This is a genomic window from Bacillus sp. PK6-025 (genome assembly GCF_056530265.1).
Genome location: NZ_CP096509.1, coordinates 1,141,167 through 1,160,060, shown reverse-complemented (window position 1 = coordinate 1,160,060; position 18,894 = coordinate 1,141,167). Strand labels below are relative to the sequence as shown.

The 18,894-nt window shown below is 41.8% G+C and carries 16 protein-coding genes and 1 pseudogene; 7 read left to right on the top strand and 10 right to left on the bottom strand.

The annotated features are described in order from the left end of the window. Positions 1–3 precede the first annotated feature (3 nt). From allD (M1D67_RS05870) to allB, 5 genes are all read right to left on the bottom strand, one after another. Positions 4–1,053 carry an ureidoglycolate dehydrogenase gene (gene allD / locus M1D67_RS05870; protein ID WP_020450843.1) on the bottom strand — a complete coding sequence of 350 codons (1,050 nt, stop codon included), beginning with the start codon at positions 1,051–1,053 and terminating at the stop codon, positions 4–6. Between the two features lie 27 nt (positions 1,054–1,080). After that, positions 1,081–2,109, bottom strand: coding sequence for an ureidoglycolate dehydrogenase (gene allD / locus M1D67_RS05865; protein ID WP_020450842.1), 1,029 nt, complete (start codon positions 2,107–2,109; stop codon positions 1,081–1,083). Between the two features lie 15 nt (positions 2,110–2,124). Next, a complete protein-coding gene (gene allE / locus M1D67_RS05860; RefSeq protein ID WP_026579941.1) occupies positions 2,125–2,913 on the bottom strand; it encodes a (S)-ureidoglycine aminohydrolase in 789 nt (262 codons plus the stop codon). A gap of 23 nt (positions 2,914–2,936) precedes the next feature. Further along, positions 2,937–4,166, bottom strand: a complete 1,230-nt coding sequence (gene allC, locus M1D67_RS05855; protein ID WP_020450840.1) for an allantoate deiminase — start codon at positions 4,164–4,166, stop codon at positions 2,937–2,939. Between the two features lie 598 nt (positions 4,167–4,764). Beyond that, entirely contained in the window at positions 4,765–6,129 is a 1,365-nt protein-coding gene (gene allB, locus M1D67_RS05850) for an allantoinase AllB (RefSeq protein ID WP_039072642.1), read from the bottom strand. A gap of 604 nt (positions 6,130–6,733) precedes the next feature. Here allB and M1D67_RS05845 point away from each other — a divergent pair. Next, on the top strand, positions 6,734–8,347 hold the full coding sequence (locus M1D67_RS05845; RefSeq protein ID WP_020450835.1) for a PucR family transcriptional regulator: 1,614 nt from the start codon (positions 6,734–6,736) through the stop codon (positions 8,345–8,347). Between the two features lie 40 nt (positions 8,348–8,387). Here the strand turns inward: M1D67_RS05845 and M1D67_RS05840 are convergent, their stop codons facing one another. Beyond that, positions 8,388–9,629, bottom strand: coding sequence for an MFS transporter (locus tag M1D67_RS05840; protein WP_035339045.1), 1,242 nt, complete (start codon positions 9,627–9,629; stop codon positions 8,388–8,390). 422 nt (positions 9,630–10,051) lie between these two features. On the opposite strand from M1D67_RS05840, the gene M1D67_RS05835 reads away from it, so the two are divergent. Further along, the gene (locus M1D67_RS05835) at positions 10,052–11,827 is read left to right on the top strand and encodes a S8 family peptidase (protein ID WP_479831661.1); all 1,776 of its coding nucleotides are present in this window, start codon (positions 10,052–10,054) and stop codon (positions 11,825–11,827) included. Between the two features lie 143 nt (positions 11,828–11,970). On the opposite strand, the gene lepB is transcribed toward M1D67_RS05835, so the two are convergent. Together lepB and M1D67_RS05825 are read right to left on the bottom strand one after the other, a co-directional pair. Next, positions 11,971–12,489 carry a signal peptidase I gene (gene lepB / locus M1D67_RS05830; RefSeq protein ID WP_020450832.1) on the bottom strand — a complete coding sequence of 173 codons (519 nt, stop codon included), beginning with the start codon at positions 12,487–12,489 and terminating at the stop codon, positions 11,971–11,973. 12 nt (positions 12,490–12,501) lie between these two features. Beyond that, a complete protein-coding gene (locus tag M1D67_RS05825) occupies positions 12,502–13,113 on the bottom strand; it encodes a TVP38/TMEM64 family protein (RefSeq protein WP_479831660.1) in 612 nt (203 codons plus the stop codon). Positions 13,114–13,320: 207 nt separating this feature from the next. Between M1D67_RS05825 and M1D67_RS05820 the strand changes: the two genes are divergently transcribed. Further along, complete coding sequence (locus M1D67_RS05820) at positions 13,321–13,686, top strand: YhjD family protein (protein WP_020450830.1); 366 nt, start codon at positions 13,321–13,323, stop codon at positions 13,684–13,686. Here M1D67_RS05820 and M1D67_RS05815 read toward each other — a convergent pair. Beyond that, positions 13,680–14,258: a competence protein ComK gene (locus M1D67_RS05815; RefSeq protein WP_026579946.1), complete on the bottom strand. Its 579-nt coding sequence runs from the start codon at positions 14,256–14,258 to the stop codon at positions 13,680–13,682. The two genes, M1D67_RS05820 and M1D67_RS05815, sit on opposite strands and share 7 nt — an antisense overlap. Before the next feature lie 272 nt (positions 14,259–14,530). Here M1D67_RS05815 and M1D67_RS05810 point away from each other — a divergent pair, with 272 nt between their 5' ends. Continuing rightward, entirely contained in the window at positions 14,531–14,764 is a 234-nt protein-coding gene (locus tag M1D67_RS05810; protein ID WP_020450828.1) for an IDEAL domain-containing protein, read from the top strand. Between the two features lie 68 nt (positions 14,765–14,832). Here M1D67_RS05810 and M1D67_RS05805 read toward each other — a convergent pair whose 3' ends face one another. Next, on the bottom strand, positions 14,833–15,690 hold the full coding sequence (locus M1D67_RS05805; RefSeq protein ID WP_479831659.1) for an SDR family oxidoreductase: 858 nt from the start codon (positions 15,688–15,690) through the stop codon (positions 14,833–14,835). A 120-nt stretch (positions 15,691–15,810) separates the two neighbouring features. Between M1D67_RS05805 and M1D67_RS05800 the strand changes: the two genes are divergently transcribed. From M1D67_RS05800 to M1D67_RS05790, 3 genes and pseudogenes are all read left to right on the top strand, one after another. After that, complete coding sequence (locus M1D67_RS05800; RefSeq protein ID WP_479831658.1) at positions 15,811–17,361, top strand: FAD-dependent oxidoreductase; 1,551 nt, start codon at positions 15,811–15,813, stop codon at positions 17,359–17,361. Positions 17,362–17,581: 220 nt separating this feature from the next. Then, positions 17,582–17,953, top strand: a pseudogene (locus tag M1D67_RS05795) (protoglobin family protein); the annotation flags it as partial. A 300-nt stretch (positions 17,954–18,253) separates the two neighbouring features. Beyond that, positions 18,254–18,760 carry a methyl-accepting chemotaxis protein gene (locus M1D67_RS05790; protein WP_370510583.1) on the top strand — a complete coding sequence of 169 codons (507 nt, stop codon included), beginning with the start codon at positions 18,254–18,256 and terminating at the stop codon, positions 18,758–18,760. The last annotated feature ends 134 nt before the right edge of the window (positions 18,761–18,894 follow it).

Sequence of the window (18,894 nt, the reverse complement as noted above, 5' to 3'; positions counted from 1 at the left end):
TTGTTATTCTGCAAATCTATTCTTTCCATGATAGCGATTGTAATGAACATCGCCTGAAACGAGGTAGTTATAAATATCGTCTACAATTTCAATTCCTTCTTTATCATATTTGGCACTTCTTAATTTACCGCGCTCACCCGGATAATAAATTTCTCCATAGCCTTCAGCTGCCGGTTGTGCTTTTAATTCATCGAGCATCGTCGAAATCTGTTGTTTAAAAGCAGTTAAATCTGTGAAGTATGCGGGATTGATAACAATATGAATTTGCCCTAAATCGCGGCCTTTTGTCAGATCTTGATACATGGAGGATACATGGACGCCATGAGGTACTCCAAGAAGACTGCCCGATAAAATATCCACCATCATCATCAATCCATAACCTTTTGGACCAGCAATTGGCACAAGTGCATGAACATCTCTTGCATTCGTTGTTGGTGCACCGGCTGCATCTACTGCCCATGTTTCCGGGATCGATTCATTTTTACTTCTGGCATCCAATACTTTTCCCCATGCCTGAACAGTTGTCGCCATATCAAATGTGATTATGCGTTCATCAGCCGATGGTACACTATAAGCAATCGGATTGGTGCCAAAGTATGGTTCTGTTCCTCCAAACGGTACGACCATTGGATCTGATTGGCACATACTTAAAGCAACCATGTCCTGTTCTGCTGCCATTTCAACAAAGTAACCCAATGCACCACTATGCGAAATATTCTTCATGCCTACAACAGCCACACCTGAATTTTTTGCCATTTCGATTGCTTTTTCCATCGCTTGTTTTGCTGCTTGGTGACCTGGACCATTATCTCCGCTAAAGACAGCGGATGCAGGTCCTGTTTGTTCAAATGTGTAGTTTGGGTTTGCTGTAATACCGCCTTTTGCGATTCGTTCGGCATAGTATTCCACACGTACTGCTCCATGGGAATGGATCCCTCTATGATCGGCGAATGTCAATACATCTGAAACATCGTGTGCGGCTCCTTCATTTAATCCAGCTTTGATTAGCTTCTGTTTGATTAAATGAAACAGCTCCTGTTTAGATACTCGCATCTGATCCTCCCCCCTTCCATTACATAATTAGTAAATGTTGTCTGACTCTAAATAATCTAAAATTTCCTTTGTAACTGGGATACCTGTTTTTTTATACTGTTTCATCACATCTATTTGAATTTCACCGGGATAATACACTTTGTCAAATCCTTCAGCAGGCGGGTTATCATGTAATTCTTCAACCATTTGAGATATTTTTTCCAGGAATTGCTCCTTCCCGCCAAAGTATTCAGGATTGATCACGAGATGAAGCTGCCCTAAGCGACGGTACTCTGATAAATCTTTATACATGGAAGTGACATGCTTGCCAAATGGCAAGCCGAGTAAACTCCCCGATAAAATATCCACCATCATCATTAACCCGTATCCTTTAGGCCCAGCCATTGGTAATAATGCATTTACCTTAAACGGGTCTGTTGTTGGTGCTCCATTTTTATCCACTGCCCATGAGTCTGGAATAGATTTGTTTTTACTTCTTGCATCTAAGATTTTCCCCCAGGCTTGTACCGTTGTTGCCATATCAAACAGTATTGGACTGCCATCTTTTCGAGGCGCACTAAAAGCAATTGGGTTGGTGCCAAAGTACGGTTCGGTACCGCCAAATGGCACAACCATGGGATCAGATTGACATACTGTTAATGCCACCATACCTTCTAATGCTGCTTGACGTGCATAATAACCAATCGCACCACTGTGTCCCATTTCTTTTACACCGACAACACCGATACCTGATGTTTTTGCTAATTCGATTGCCTTTTTCATTGCTTGATAACTCACATAATGTCCTAACGCATTATCTCCATGGTAAATCCCTGATGCTGGACCCGTTTTTACGAAGCTTAAGTCGGGGTTCAGGTTATATCCACCCTTTAATGTACGTTCGGAGTAGTATTGCATTCTCACTGCACCATGTGAGTGAACACCTCGTTCATCTGCAAAGATGAGTAAGTCAGCTGTTTTATCCGCATGTTCTTCAGGTAAGCCTGCTTTCACTAATTTATCTTTCATTAGCTGCCGGAGACGATTACTTTCTACATACACTAATGGTTCACTCATTAAAATTGCCCCTCTTTATAGATTAATATCTCTATTCGCATCCTTTGAATAAATATACGAGAATGGTTCATCTAAACCAATTGCATAGGTTGCTTGCGGCGTATAAGCTCCCATAAAAATATAGTCACCTTTGTCAACTGGCATCCACTCGTTGTCTAAGTTGTAAACACCTCGTCCACTTAATATATAAGCACCATGTTCTTGAACGTGCGTTTCAATGTAACCATGCGAAGCACCCGGCTTAAATGAAAGAATATGAATGTTCATGTCATATGCGATTTCTTTTGGCAGTAAATCTTGAATTAGTACTTCTTTCATCCCTTCATAGGGTTCTTGTTTGATGTTATTCACATTACCTGAAACAATTTCTGGCGTATGTCCTTTAAGCGGCTGATAACGCTTTTTGTATAAAAACAAACGGCTGTCCTCACCATTATTATGATTATCAAACGTCAATTGTAAGTGTGGAGGTACATATAAGAATCCGCCTTTTGCCAATTCGTATTTTTTACCATCCGCAAAAGCGTTGATTTTACCATATTCAACGTACACAAATGATTGGATACCATCACCGGCAAAACCGGTTTTGTTTCCGCCCTTGTTTTTAACTGTTACCAAATAATCTACAAACCTTGCACCTAAACGCGGGGATCCTAAAATGGTTACATCACAATCTTCAAAGCCAGGTACAACATTATTAACCAAGCCATCGGGTGTAATTACCGCATAATTATCCTTTTTTATTACTGAACGTGTTTCTAATAAACCTTCTCTGTATCCTTGATTATGATTTAAGTAACTCATGAGTATCTGGCTCCTTTTCATTATTATTCCTTATAAGCTAGTTCAAACAATACATCTTTCAATACTTCAATCCCCTTCACAAGGTCTTCTATCTTCGTTTCTTCATTGGTATTGTGGCTGATTCCGCCAATAGAAGGTACAAACAACATTGCTGTAGGGACAAAATCCGCAAAAATTTGTGCATCATGACCTGCACCAGATGGCATCAATTTATAGCTGTCCCCCACATTATCCTTAGCTGCTTGTTCAATTATTTGAATGATTTCTTTATCCATCAATGACGGTGCTTCATCCATCCATAAATTAATGTCATAAGCCATGCTGTTTGCTTCTGCCACCGCTTTAACTTTATCTTCAATTTCTCTCGCAAAATCATTTAATAGTTGTTGATCAATATGACGACAGTCTATCGAAAAGGTAATTTCTCCAGGGACGACATTTACCGTGTTTGGAACAGGAGTGACATGTCCAAACGTTAATACAAGAGGCTCCCCAATTTCTCTAGCTCGTTTCGTTAAGTCTGTTACAATCTCACTATATGCAACAACTGTATCTCTTCGTAATGACATCGGTGTTGTGCCAGCGTGGTTTGCTTCACCTTTCAAGTTAACTGAGTAACGTTTTTGACCGACAATCCCAGTTACAACACCAATCGCTTTATTTTCCGTCTCTAATACTTTCCCTTGTTCAATATGTACTTCAATAAATGCTTTAATATCGTCACGAACATCATCTGTTTTACGGTAATCAAAACCCGATTCGTGCATAGCATCTTCGAATTTAATTCCTTCAGCATCTTCTATTGTGTCAACATCCTCTTTTTTGGCTAGGTTAAAAAAGTTTTTACTTCCCCAAAATGTATATGGAAATCGGCTTCCTTCTTCTTCTGCGAGCGATAATACTTCTATTGTTCGTAATGGTTGACCATATTTTTCTTTTAAATATTTCACAGCAACCAGTGCAGATAAGATACCGAATTGTCCATCTAGATGACCGCCTTCAACAACTGTGTCGATATGTGATCCTGTTAAAATGGTTTCTTCAGAATATTTACTTCCAACAAGACGACCAGATAAGTTCCCAACATCATCAAAGCTTACTTCTAAACCTTCTTCCTTGAATGTTGCTTCCAGTTCGCGAACTGCATCAATCCATTCAGGAGAGTATAACAGCCGCGTAATTCCCCCTTTTTCTAAACCGCCAAATCTTGTGAATTTCTTATCCAACGTTTCAAAGGTTGATTGAATATCCATTCTTTTTCTCCCCCTTTCTTTTATTTACTTTCATCATAGAACCCTGTTTACAACCATTCATTGACATAACCAACAATAATGAAAAAACATTTTATGCACTTTTAACAAAGACACCTTTTAATCAATTTACGGTATCTAAATAATGGGCTAATGCCAGATATAAAAAGAAACTGTTGGCTTTCGATTACATAAAAAAATACGCTTTATAACAAATTAAATTTGCATTGAATGTCTCCTAAAGAAAATCGCAGATCGCTCGCTTCAAAAGAGCGAAACTTCTCTTTTACCAATCAAATAAATAAGGTGCAAATAAAAAAATGACCCTATAAATCAATAAAAAACATTGATTTATAGGGTCATTTATCTGTTTCATTACATCATAAATGATATGCCAAGAGTCAGGATACATATTGATTAACAACTGCTGCTGTAATAGCGAAAGATTGTGATGAAGTCAACTTTGCCATGCTCACTTCAGCTATATTAGCTGCCATAAGAAATGCTGATGACACACTGAATTTGCGAATGTAACACAATCTCAGGTCGCCTTCACACCTTCCTATGCCTCAAATTCCTGACGGGATAGCTAGTCCGTCACTCAAGGAATAAATCTTCCTACTTTTTCATTTAAAATCCCTTTTTCTTTATCATAGATTTCGACACCGCGAAGGATTGTTTTCACTACCTGAGCACCAATTTTGCGGCCAATATACGGACTAATTTTGTGTCGATATGCTAAGTCCTCAGCCTTTAATTCATAAGGTGCATCTTTCTTAATAAATACGAAATCCGCATCTTTCCCTACTGCAATACTGCCTTTTGATGATAGATTAAAACGTTTCGCAGGGTTTGTAGCAATAATGTCTGCAAATTTGGATAATGACATATTACGTTTTTGCACCCCCTCATCAAATAATATGTCAACATTATTTTGTATACCTGCGATACCCCCCCAAGCTTCAAATGCATTATCCGTAGCTTTTAAGTCTGGGGTACATGGTGAATGGTCTGATGTTACGAATGAAATATCTCCGTTTAATACCCGATTCCACATGCCTTCTAAGCGTGATTGTTCACGGATTGGCGGAGAACATTTTACAACTGGTCCGATATGATCTAGTTCTTCTTTATAGAAATATAAATAGTGTGTACATGTTTCGCATGTAATATCGACCCCTTCCTGTTGTGCTTTGACAATTTCATCTACGCCCTCTTCACAAGCTATATGAACGATGTGTACACGACATCCCGTTTCTTTCGCAAATAGAATTATTTTTCTAATCGGTTCTACTTCAGTAAATACGGGTCGAGAATCTACATAAGCACGTAATGAGGTTTCACCATTTTTAGATGCTATTTCCCCTAACTTGTCCGTAATTGCAGCATTTTCAGCGTGTACAGATAATATTTTGCCTGTCTTCGCAATTTGTTTCATACCTTCGTAGAGGGAATAGTCGTCCACATTCATGAAATCTCCTTCTATAGAACGGTCACCACATGTTGCTAAAAAACATTTATATGCAACAACACCATTGTTATCTAACTCTTGAATACCCCCATCCAAGTTAAATGGTACTAAACCGCCGTAACTCGCAACGTCTACAGATAATTTTCCTTTTCCAGCTTTAAATTTTTCTTGAATAGATTCCTCATCTACCGTTGCTGGCACTTGATTTAATGGCATTTCGATGATCGTTGTGACACCGCCTTTTGCAGAGGCACGTGTTCCTGTGTCATAGCCTTCCCATTCATCACGATAGCCGCCGCCCGGCTCTGTGATATGAACATGTGCATCAACCATACCCGGAGATACAATCGATCCTTTTGCATCGATAATTTTTGCACTTGTACCCAAATCCTGACCGATTGCTGCGATTTTGCCATCTTTAATCCCTACTTCGACTTCTTGTTCACCATTTTCCAGAATGACTAATCCATTTTTGATAATTGAATCAAAGTTCATTAAAATCATCCTCCTCTTTTAATGGTTGGATATAAAATACTGCCTTTCGCAACCGACAGCATTAATTCCCCGGATAGCCAAAATACCAAAAAAATGCAAATCATTAGATTTAAGATAGCACTTATTTAATGTTTCACCGATAGCAAAGTTAATGATCAAGAATAATAAATGGCAACCCCGCCCCACTATCAATGAAAACGGGACGCCATATTTTGAACCTGTGTATCCGTTCGCAACAAGTCATAAGGCTATCCGACAAGTGATATCGTTGCTTGAAATGGTGATGTAAAACATCACCAACAGCTATATAATCCGGAATATTATGCACTAGTCCCACCCCCAACGTTAAAAAAAGTAAATGAGGATGAAATTCTTTGTTCAAGTGATCTTCGGCATGATATCTTTGTTATAATCACACTTTTCAAAAAACGAAGAATCATGTTCAAGCATTAATGATTCTCCTTTAATATTTTTAACTAAAGGATTATACGTATAATTACCTTCAAAAACAGTGTACGATCAGATTGAAAAGTTATCCTTGTAACATCTTACATATTTCATTTTTATTTTATCTTTTTCTAACAAAGATAAGGAGGCAGCCTTTATGACAACATTAAAAGAAATATTATCTGTACTACAATTTTCAGATTTAACATTGCTAAATGAGCAGGGCGATTTGGAACGAGTGGTAGAAATGGTTGATATTACAGAAACGCCTGATATTAAAAATTTTACAACGCCGCACTCACTTATCGTCACAACAGGAATGAGCTATCAGGATGATCAATCCGGACTAATCAGTCTTATTAGTGAGTTAAATGATATACAAGTTGCTGGTCTAGGTATCAAGCTATCCCGATTTTTAAAAAAATTAGATGATGAGGTTATTGCATTTGCAAACAAATTAAAATTCCCAATTATTGAAATTCCGGAAAGTTGGAATTTAGGATCCATTACTCATCATATATCGTCATTTATCCTGGATGAAGAAACAGAAAAATTACACTTCGCATTAGATATCCAACAAGAGTTAAATGCTATGCTTATGCAAGGGTTAAGCCTGAACATGATGATTGAACGTTTAAGTAGACTTATAAAGGTTCCTGTCATGCTGCTAAATTCTTTTCATCAAGTTGAGTCAGCGAGTCATCACTTTCATCAACACTCAGAACATGTTCAAAAAAACCTCAATTATTTCCGAAGATATTTAAATTCAGAGCAAATCGAACCAAATCACAATGGTGTTTTCCAGGAAGAATATGCTATATTTAAGGTTCCTGCATTTAAATATTTTCCGTATTATCTAATGATTTCAAATGTTAATTTGCTCAACTATCCGTTTAGTTTATTAACAATAGAACAAGCAGTTAACACACTTAGTCTCGCAATTTATAAAAATAGTAAAATCAAAGAAGCAGAGCAGCAGGATACGAACCATTTTTTTACATCTCTGATGTCCGAACATCCTGATAACCTTGTTTCACTAACACAACACACCGACCTTTTAAAAAAATATCACATTCAACCCTCTAAATTCTACCAAGTGATGATTTGCGGGATAGACAAAGAAAAGAATGTAGAAAATAGCGCCTACTTAAATGAGCGATATCAGATGACTTTTGAGTGGTTAACGCATAAGTTTACTGGGATTGACCCTTCCATTAGTATATATATGTCTCAGGGTGAACGCAGATTTACGATACTTTTACAAAGAAGACATCATTATTATTTGGAATACTGCAGATATATCCAAAAAGAGTATCAGCTATTTTTTAATAGCTCCCTTTCATTTGGCATTGGTAATGAGGTCTCCGAGCTTTCACAATTACCACTGTCTTTTTTCGAAGCGAATGAGGCTTATGATAATAAATATGAACAAGGCGAAATAGAATTTGTAGAGCCCTATAAATCTAAAAGCGTAGAAGAATTATTACAACTCATTCCAACGAATAAATTAAAACCATTTATCATTTATACACTCGGTCCATTAGCTTATCCCCAAACAACGAAGGAAAAAGAACTAAGGTTTACGTTAAATGTCTATATGGCAAACCAATGTGATCTTACAAAGACCTCAGAGGATATTTTCATTCACCGTAATACTGTGAAATATCGTATTAAAAAATGCGAAGAAATATTAGGTCAATCTGTAGAATCTCCTGATACATCCCTGAGCATTCGATTGGCATTATTTGCTTCAGAGAAAATATCGTTGTAAATCAAAAGTAGAACCACCGGAAGTTTTCTTTTCTATTTATTTAGTTAGCTACTGTTTTATTCTGTCTTAACATAACCACAATGAAAAATAGCAACGCTGCTGCTGCGAGAAGGATGGTTGCAATATAGAATGCTAATACTTGCGAGCCGGTTACATCACCAATATAACCAGTAAGTGTTGGTGCAATAACAGATGAGCTCATTCCAAAGAAGTTAAAGAGAGTTAATGCTCTGGCCACTCTATCTCCTGATACGGAATCAGATACATAGGTTATTAAAACTGGATCAATCGCAAGTTTACCTAATAAGCCATATAAAATTAATGCAATATACAGCACTGCAGGATTTGGTGCAAATACTGTCAAACTAATTGTGATTGCCGCAGCAATTAATAGAAATAAAATTAAACGCAGACGCAAATGTGCATGTTTGTCTATGTATTTAGTAAATATCAAAGCACCAGGCACTGCAGTGACTGCAACTAGTGCAGCTACATATCCTACTGAGCCTTGAGCAAATCCTTTTTCTGCTACAAGGAAGGATGGCAGCCAAGTGACAATCATATAATAGCCATAGCATGTTGCAAAATACACAAAATATACAACTAATTGTCTTGGAGAAAATAAGCTTTCATTTAGAATCTCTGTGCTTTGTACGGCGTCTTTCTTCTCTTCAGCCACTTCCTTGTCTGATGTTTTATCTTGTTTAATAAACAACACAAACACAAATGTTACAGCTACGATAACGATAGCTGTTATAAAAAGCATATAATTCCATTGAATTTCAAAACCGCCTACTAAAACCGATGATCCGATTAGTCCAATTACCATTCCTAATGCTGAACCGCTATTTATTATCGCATTGGAAAAGCTTTTTTTATCTTTTGGCGTATGTTTGGCTGATAAGGAAAAGGCTGCACCGTAATATGAACCAGTCGAAATACCAGCCAATAACGAACCAATGTATACTTGCATGATAGTTGAACTTGTGCCAATTACAAATGCAGCCAGCGCAAAGACGATAAATGCAGGAATTAACACCTTTTTCTGTCCAAATTTATCGACAAGTGCTCCTGACGGAATTTGCATACCCGTATAGGCAAAGAAATAAATAGAAGCAACCAACCCCATTTGTGTATCACTAATATGTCCTAATGATTCTTGAATCTGTGGATATATTGGCGTAAGGATTGTACGATAAATCCAAATAGCTACCCACCCTAAACACAATGCAATAATGATCTTTTTGTAATAATCGGGGTCATGTTTCTTTGTTTTTTCCACGGTATGACACGCTCCCTTTTTATTATTTAATTAAATTGTAGGTTATAAGCCAGTCAATAACATTGTTCACTTTCAACAAAAACAAAAGTAACATTATACATTTTAGACAAAAGGCATCTGCTTAAAAATATCGATGAAAGATTCATCGATAGAAGCTAGTCCTATTTTTCCCATCTCTCTCATTTCTATAAAAGCAATCAGGTAAAAAAGATGGCTCTTTTTTAAACAAACCTACAATTTATTAAAAAAGCACTTCCCAAATAAACAGGAAGGCTCCCCAAACGTTGATATAGCAGCGTTCTTAACATTTCAAGAACTGAGTTGCACGACGAGCGCCCTTAAGACCGGCTTTCTTTCTCTTTGAAAATTCAAAAATTCTCCGATATATATAGCGAATGCCGCTAAATAAGGAGGAGAGCCGGATGAGAAAGTTATGGAAAATCGCGGTGTCCGCTGCAATGTTCGTCGGTTTTTCCGCAAATTCACCCCGCATTCAAGCGGAAAGCAATAAGCAGGAAAACGAAGTCATTGTCGTATATAAAAATGCCAGCGGAAAAGAAAACGTCATCGAACAAGCAGACACGGTAGAACACGTTTACCGGCACATTCCCGCAGCTGCTGTTACTGCGGACGACAAAACAGTGCGGGAACTTGAACAAGATCCCGACGTCCTGTATGTCGAAGACAACCTCCCGGTAGCTGCTGCCGACAGCACCGTTCTAAAAGCTGTCTCCAGCAGCACAGCGCAAACCGCCTCCGCGTTTTCACAGTGGAACATCAAGCCGATTCAAGCCGCACTGGCTTGGAATAAAGGTTTGACAGGGAAACAGGTGAAAATTGCGGTTATTGACAGCGGGATTTCCCCCCATGAAGAGCTGTCAATCGCAGGCGGTGCATCGATGGTCGGCTATACCGCTTCATACCGTGATGATAACGGCCACGGAACACATGTTGCCGGAATCATCGGAGCGAAGCATAACGGACGGGGGATCGACGGTCTCGCGCCCGGCGCGCAGCTGTATGCCGTAAAAGCGCTGGACCGGAATGGTTCGGGGGATCTGAAAGGCATCTTACAAGGCATCGATTGGTCGATCCAGCACGGAATCGATATCATCAATATGAGCCTCGTCGTTTCAGGCGACAGTCAAGTTCTCCACGATGCAGTAGATAGAGCATACAAACGGGGAATGATTTTAGTCGGTGCAAGCGGAAATGCCGGAAACGGAAAATCCGTTTATTACCCGGCCGCCTACAGCAGCGTCATTGCCGTCTCGGCCACCAACGAAAAAAATCAGATCGCCTCATTTTCCAACACCGGCAGCGCCGTCGAGTTTGCCGCTCCGGGCACATCGATTATCAGTACATCTTCCGATCGCGGCTATGCAATCGGAAGCGGCACTTCACAGGCAACGCCGCACGTCACCGGAATGTTTGCACTTTTGAAACAGCTGTACCCAACCGCTTCAAATGCTGAGCTGCGCAAGAAAATGCAGTTTTATACAAGCGATTTGGGCGCTCCCGGCCGTGATCATTTGTTCGGCTATGGATTAATCCGCTTCAAAGAGATCACACAGCCGTTGGAGAAAGCGCAAAAAGCAGTCGGACAAGCGGAAAAGACAAAGAAAAAAGCGGACATTCAAACCGCGCAAAAAGCGATCGAACCGCTGCCTGCAAACGCCGATAAAACCGCTTTGAAAAAGAGGCTCGATGCTGTTAAAGAGCAGCTTAAAAAGACAGCCGAAAGCAAAGTAAAACTCGCAGAGAAGCAAAAAAAGAAAACCAATGCCGACGCAGCCCAAAAAGCGGTCAATGAACTCGACAGCGGCACTTTCAAAACGAATTTGCAAAAACGGATCAACGCGGTCCGCTCAAGCCTCTTGAACACCGCAAAGCAGGCCGTTGCCAAAGCTGAAAAAGCGGCCACAGACTCAAACCTCGGCAAAGCGCAAAAAGCGATTAATGAGCTGCCTGCCGGAAAAAACAAATCAAATCTGCAAAAAAAGCTGAACACCGCGAAAAAGCAAGCCGCGTCAGCCTATAACAAAAAAGTGGCAGCGGCGAAAGCCAAAGTTAAAACGGCCGAACAAAAGAGAACGAAAAAAACAAAATCGGCAGCGCAATCAGCGGTCAGCAAGCTGAAAGCATCCGCCGAAAAAACGAAGCTGCAAAAACGAATCAATGCGATCAAACTGAAATAGCAAGAAAAAAAGCCCGGAATCCCGGGCTTTTCTTGCGAATACGTCTTTTTTGATGCTGTTCTGCAATTTGGCATTTTCGGACACGACAATTGCGACATCGTATTCCTTTCGGCCGGGCGCTTGCTTTCCGCCGCATTCTCCAATCACTTTTTATCAATTCTTTCCGTCACAATCCCGACGATGTCCCGGTCTGAAACAAAGCCGAAATGGCGGCTGTCAAAGCTGTGGATCCGGTTGTCCCCGAGGACGAAGTACTCATTTTCAGGCACCTTTTCCTCTCCGGTCACTTCCTTCAGCGTAAAATCCCCTGTCAAGTCCCCTCCGGCAGTGACGGCCTTTAAATCGTCCAGATAAGGCTCTTTGATCTTTTCTTCGTTGATATACAGCTGATCATCTTCATACCGGAGGGTTTCGCCCGGAAGCCCGATCACCCTTTTAATGAATATATCTTTGTCAGGTCCTTTAAACAGCACGATGTCAAATCGGCTGATTGTTTTAAAGTGGTGGGCGAACCTGTTGATCAAAAGTTCGTTGCCCTCCTGAAAGGTCGGATTCATGCTGACGCCTTCTACTTTATATTCAATGAAAACGGCATTTTTGACCTGAATTCCGACGACGATGACAAGCAGCACCCCGGCTATGACCAAAAAACGCTTTTTCAATTCTGTGTCCCCCTAGTCTTTCTCTCTCTGGCTGAATCTCACGTTCAGACGATGTTCAACCCGTTTTCCGGCGTACCATAAGATCAGTATGACGATGATCACGGCAGCTGTCCGCAAAGGCTGGGTAAAAAGCGCCTTCAGATCATGGCCGACAAAGCTCACCATAAAAATCATCACGAACTTGCCGCAAAGCACCGCCAGTGAAAAAGGCAGCAGGCTGACTCTCGAAAGTCCTGCCACAACATTTACCGCAGCCGAAGGCGTGAATGGAAAGCAAAGCAGGAGAAACAGCGGACCGAAGCCCCGTTTTTCCACCCAGATCATCAGTTTTTTTACGGATGGATGCCTGCGGATAAAACCGAGTGCTCTTTGCTGGCCGAAATGGCGGATAAAAAGAAAAACTGCTATAGAGCCTAAAGATGCCCCGATCCACGTCAACAAGAACCCCTGCCATAAACCGAACGAATTTACATTGGCGACAACAAACACGAGCAGGGGTAAAAACGGGAGCAGCGCTTCAATAAACGGCAGCAGAACGGCTACAAAAGGACCAAAAGCCCTGTAGCTCTGAAAAAACTCTGTTAAATTCTCTTCTGTAAAATAGCTGAATAATTGCTCCAACATTGATTCTCCTCAGGGCGGTTGTCTACTTCTATTCTACACTTTAAATCAAAAACTTTAAATCATCCGTCTCGATGTTTTCTGTATTAGTCTGAAACAACTTGATCATTTTAGTCATTTTTTCCCGTTCTTGATTAAAAGGCCGTCTTTCGTGTAAAATAAAAACAGAACAAACGTTCCTTATCAACAAAAGAAATGAGGAGAAAAGCCATGACAAGAATTCCCGCCGAAGCCAGGGATATGATTGAAAAGGCGATTTACCTCCCGATGACCGTCAGCATATTAAACCGGGACATGAAAATCATCCAGCAGGGGCCATTCAAGCTGAAAGACCCCTATCAACGTCTGATCGAACAGGCGTTAAAGCTTGCCCAGCGCGATCTGTACGACGTGAAAAATGAATTGCGCCGACGGAAAATCAAGGTGCACGAAGTGTCACGGGACGAAGCCTTTACGATGTACTCTTTTATATATGAAGGATACGAAGAAGAGCATAACTATTTTAATCCCCGCATCCGCAATCAGGTATCCGCGCTTCTTGAGCACTATTTATTCAAAGCCGCTCCCGATCAATAGCGCTTTTTCAGCTCCCTGAGGATGAATTCGTATATCAGCTGATTCCGGTCTTCCTTCGGATAAAGCATAAATTCCTGTTTCTTCTGCATGGCGTTTCCTTCAATCCGGTCGATAAATTTTGTTCTCAACCATGCCGTTCGGTAAACCTGGTTTTCAAAAGATGTGATGGATACGGGCAGCTCCAGCGTTTCCCCGTTGACAAACGTGACAAACGTGTTGTCATACTTTGCCGCGCAAAACTCGTGAACATGCGCATGGGAAAGCCACCCGCACTGAGGACGAGTTGAGGAAAATGTGGGAAAAAGAAAAATATTGTTTGAGTGATCCACCATGATCGGCGGTTTATGGGAAACTTTAATGACCTCATATGTGCCCGCTTTTCTTCCCGCATAGCTCGATCCGAAATAGCGGCAGCTTCTTTCGATGATCTGAAACGGCTTCATATTGACGCGGAAAGTCCTGTCGGTCTCGAGTATTTTTGAAGCGGGTTTCTCCCCCTCTCCCAGAGGCAGGACAGCCATTGTCGAACTGTTTACTTCATACGTATCTTTTGTCATATCCTCTGTGCTCATCTTGATCCTCCTAATCGTTAGTAAATTTATACTATTAATCTAACATTATCCTTTACAAAACGACAGGATTTTTTCCAATTAATTTGAAAATATGTTTTTAAAATGCAATTTTTATATTTTGTTCGATTAAATCCGTATTTCTTAGTCCAAATATACAAACTTTTATTCTTATAAACACGCATCTCCAAATAATTATCTAAAAATTATAAATACTTATTGATTTTTTGTTGCGTAATCCATATACTATAAAAAAGGCATCAGGGGGAATCTTTATGAAAGAGAAAAAGTCGTACGCTGAGCTCATGAAGTCCCGCAATACCCAAAAGGTGAAAGAACTTGATGTAACCATCACGGATATCTACATTCAAATGGTCCTTGATGAATCGCTTTTTAAACGGCGTTTGCACACGCTGAACAAGAAGATTAATGAAGCATTAGACAAAGGAGATAAGCAATCTTTCCTTGAGCTTTCAAGAGAATATACAGCGCTGAAAAAGCACGCTTAACGGCCAATCCCTCCCGGATTGGCTTTTTTACGCGGAAAAAGCCGGCTTATGAAATAGTCCCGGCCTTTTTATCCGTTAATAATCGTTCCGCCGTTGACATGGAGCACTTGGCCCGTCATGTAGGAAGAATCGTCGCTGGCTAGAAACAAATAGCTCGGCGCCACTTCAGCAGGCTGTCCGGGCCGTTCCATCGGCGTTGTTGAACCGAATATTTCGACCTCTCTCTCCGTAAACGTCGACGGGATCAGCGGCGTCCAAATCGGACCCGGCGCCACCCCGTTCACACGGATGCCCTGATCGACAAGCGACAAAGCGAGCGAACGCGTAAATGATGTAATCGCTCCTTTCGTCGAAGAATAATCGATCAGCCTTTCATTGCCGGCATAAGCCGTAATCGAAGTGGTATTGATGATTGAGCTGCCTTTTTTCAAATGCGGCAGCACAGCTTTTGTCAAATAAAACATTGAAAAAATATTCGTCTGAAACGTTCGGATCAGCTGATGGCTTGTAATTTTTTCGATTCCCTTTTGCGGATGCTGTTCAGCCGCATTATTGACGAGTATATCGATCGTTGGGAATGCTTCCTTTGCCTGGCGCACAATATCGTTGCAAAAAGCCTCGCCTCCGATGTCTCCTGCGATCAGCTTGCATCCGACCCCTTCTTTTTCCACATACCCCTTTGTTTCTTCTGCATCGCGGTGTTCATTTAAGTAGACAATGACAATGTTCGCGCCTTCTTTCGCAAACAAAACGGATACGGCACGGCCGATTCCGCTGTCTCCTCCCGTAATAATCGCGGTTTTCCCGGCCAGTTTCCGCTCTCGTTTCGGCCGGTCGAAAACGGGCCGGGGATCCATCAAATACTCCAATCCCGGACGCTGCGTTTGGTGCTGGGGAGGCAGTACTTTCTTCGGCTGTTTGCTCAAAACGATTCCCTCCTTCACATCGATTCAACCTTACTATTTTATGAAAACGCCCCTTTTTTATGACAAGCCGTTTCACATGCATGAATATTTCTCAATTGGGAAAATTTAAGAACAAAACAGATGGATGATGGAGGGAACCTTGTGAGCAATCAAGAACAAAAACTGCCGGACTCGCCTGAATCGTATTGGAGAAACAGTACAGATCTTCCTAAATTCGAAGAACTGTCTGAAGATGTCAAAACAGATGTCGCCGTCATCGGCGGCGGCATGACCGGACTGACGACTGCTTATTTACTGACGAAAAAAGGCTACAGCGTCGTCTTGATCGAATCCGGGCGGATACTTGACGGAACAACCGGCTATACGACAGCCAAAATCACCGCACAGCATGATCTGATCTATGATGAGCTGATCGGGCACATCGGAATGCCGAATGCGAGACTGTATTATGAAGCAAACCTCAAGGCGCTGTCCTTTATCAAAAACCTCGTGCTTGAGCAAAAGATCCCGTGCGATTTTGAAGAACAGGACGCGTGCATTTACACAACTGAAGAACAATCGGTACAAAAAATCAGAAAGGAATATGAGGCATACCAAAAGCTCGGGATTGACAGGGAATTCATCAAAGATCTCCCCGTTCCAATCGATATGAAAGCAGGACTTGTTATGAAAAACCAGGCCCAGTTTCATCCGCTCCACTATTTGAAACACCTTGCAGAGGCCGTCCTGGAAGCCGGCGGAAAAATTTACGAAAACACGGCGGCTAAAGAAATCAAAGAAGGCGACCGGCCAAGAGTGCTGACAAGAAACGTGCATCAAATCTTCAGCGATTATGTCGCGTGCTGCACGCACTTTCCGTTTCATGATAAAAAAGGCTTCTATTTTGCAAGGCTTGAGCCGAGCCGGTCATACGTGCTTGCCGTCAAGCCGAAAACGCCGTATCCAGGCGGCATGTATTTAAGTATAGATCAGCCTTCACGCTCGCTCCGTTCGGTGACGATTGACGGAGAAGAAATGGTTCTTGTCGGCGGTGAAAGCCACAAAACCGGCCAGGGAGAGGATACAATCAAGCATTATCAGGCGCTTGAATCATTTGCAGAAGGCGTGTTCGGCATTGAATCGATCCCTTACCGCTGGTCAGCGCAAGATTTAATCACGCTTGACAAAATTCCGTATATCGGGCCGATCTATCCGAAAGAAAAGCGCATTCTCGTCGCCACCGGCTTTCGGAAATGGGGCATGACAACAAGCACCCTCGCCGCGCAGTTGATGACAGACCATATCGCAGGCGAAGACAATCCTTATCAAGCCGTCTTTCAACCGGCCCGTTTCCACCCGGATCCAAGCATCAAAAAAGTCATTTCCTATAACGCGGATGTTGCAAAACACTTTGCCGAAGGAAAACTCGAACAGCCGATCAGGAAGCCGGAAGACCTTGTCAACGGAGAAGGTGCGGTCGTATCACATGCCGGGAAACGTGCGGGTGCTTATCGCGATGAAAAAGGCGAGCTTCATCTGGTTGACACAACATGCACCCATATGGGCTGCGAAGTCGAGTGGAACGACGGAGAAAAGACGTGGGACTGTCCGTGCCACGGCTCAAGGTTTTCGGTCGACGGCGATGTCATCGAGGGTCCTGCCGTAGAACCTCTGAAAGATCCGGAAAGCTGAGGTGTACAAGTTAAAAAGTAATGAAAAATTGCCGATAAAAAGATAAATGCTGGAAATTTCATAAAAACGGCAGTTTTATCATTAACGATTACAGGGGGATACGATCGTGTTATTCAAAAAGGATAGAAAGACAGAACGATCATTCTTTGCTGAAGAAGGTCCTGACCAAACAAAAAGAATCAGGCTCAATCAGCACGCAGAATTTAAAAAACAGCTGGCAATGGTCGATTTGACGGATGAGGATCTTTGGGTGCTGAGCAGGCTGAAGCCTTTAGTCACTGAACATATCGAAACCATCGTCACCCGGTTTTACCAAAACCTTGAGCATGAAAACTCTTTGATGGAGATCATCCATGACCACAGCTCAGTTGACCGTCTCAAAAAGACATTGACGATCCACATCCAGGAAATGTTTTCAGGTGTCATCGACGAAGCCTTTTTAGAAAAAAGGATCCGGATCGCCCACGTTCATCTTCGGATTGGGCTCTTGCCAAAGTGGTATCTGGGGGCATTTCAAGATCTCCTTCTTTCCATGCTGTCAATCTTTGAAAACGCATTATCCGATGAGGAATACAGGCGGTCAGTCAAAGCCGTCACCAAAATTCTCAACATCGAACAGCAGATCGTCCTCGAGGCCTTTGAAGACGAGCATGCAAGGCTCCGCAGACTTGATGAAGAGAGCAAAAATGACCTTCACCGGCAAATCAAAGATACTTCCGGTTCTTTGGCCGCTTTATTTGCCGAAACAACGGGCGCTGTACAGGAATTGGTCGACAAATCGTCCGAAATCGCCGAAACGTCAAGAGCCGGAACGAAGACAGCTGTTTCTGTCGAACAAAAATCGATCGGCGGAAAAAAGGAGCTTGAGGAGCAGGAACACCAGCTGAATCAAATGGGAAGCAGCATGACGCAAATCGAGCAGGAAATTAAAAAGCTGGAAGAAATCGCGCTGCAGATCGAAAAGATTTTCGGAATCGTAACAGGCATTGCCGAGCAGACGAATTTGCTTTCGCTCAACGCCTCGATCGAATCTGCAAGAGCGGGGGAGCACGGCAAAGGGTTCGCAGTCGTCGCAAACGAAGTCAGAAAGCTGTCCGATGATACGAAAAAAACCGTCTCCACCGTATCTGAGCTCGTCAATAACACAAACGCGCAAATCTCGATCGTCACGAAGCATATTACAGATGTAAACCAGCTCGTGAACGAAAGCAAAGACAAGATGTCGGAGATCAATCATCTATTCGATGATATCGTCTCCAATATGAAAACGAGCAAAGAGCAAAGCGGCCGAATCGAAGGCGATCTGCAGGCATTTTTAAGCGGCCTTCAAGATGTGAATGCCGCCGTGTCACAAGTCGCGGTTTCAGTCGATTCTCTCGTAGAGCTGACAAAAAAATAAATCATTCCTGTACACAGGTCAACTCATGGCCTGTGTTTTTTCTTTCGATCTCCTTTTTGTAAACCTAAACAAAAACAAAGTTGACATTATAGAGCTTCAAGTGATACTTTGATTCTATTACGTTATTTGAAAGG

Bases quoted from the DNA above. Each gene is read 5' to 3' on its own strand.
- M1D67_RS05820 (WP_020450830.1), top strand. From the start codon at position 13,321: ATGACAAGAATTCCCGCCGAAGCCAGGGATATGATTGAAAAGGCGATT.
- M1D67_RS05825 (WP_479831660.1), bottom strand. From the start codon at position 13,113: ATGTTGGAGCAATTATTCAGCTATTTTACAGAAGAGAATTTAACAGAG.
- allC (WP_020450840.1), bottom strand. From the start codon at position 4,166: ATGGATATTCAATCAACCTTTGAAACGTTGGATAAGAAATTCACAAGA.
- M1D67_RS05800 (WP_479831658.1), top strand. From the start codon at position 15,811: ATGGATGATGGAGGGAACCTTGTGAGCAATCAAGAACAAAAACTGCCG.
- M1D67_RS05810 (WP_020450828.1), top strand. From the start codon at position 14,531: ATGAAAGAGAAAAAGTCGTACGCTGAGCTCATGAAGTCCCGCAATACC.
- M1D67_RS05835 (WP_479831661.1), top strand. From the start codon at position 10,052: ATGAGAAAGTTATGGAAAATCGCGGTGTCCGCTGCAATGTTCGTCGGT.
- allE (WP_026579941.1), bottom strand. From the start codon at position 2,913: ATGAGTTACTTAAATCATAATCAAGGATACAGAGAAGGTTTATTAGAA.
- M1D67_RS05815 (WP_026579946.1), bottom strand. From the start codon at position 14,258: ATGAGCACAGAGGATATGACAAAAGATACGTATGAAGTAAACAGTTCG.
- allB (WP_039072642.1), bottom strand. From the start codon at position 6,129: ATGAACTTTGATTCAATTATCAAAAATGGATTAGTCATTCTGGAAAAT.
- allD (WP_020450842.1), bottom strand. From the start codon at position 2,109: ATGAGTGAACCATTAGTGTATGTAGAAAGTAATCGTCTCCGGCAGCTA.
- M1D67_RS05790 (WP_370510583.1), top strand. From the start codon at position 18,254: ATGGGAAGCAGCATGACGCAAATCGAGCAGGAAATTAAAAAGCTGGAA.
- M1D67_RS05845 (WP_020450835.1), top strand. From the start codon at position 6,734: ATGACAACATTAAAAGAAATATTATCTGTACTACAATTTTCAGATTTA.
- allD (WP_020450843.1), bottom strand. From the start codon at position 1,053: ATGCGAGTATCTAAACAGGAGCTGTTTCATTTAATCAAACAGAAGCTA.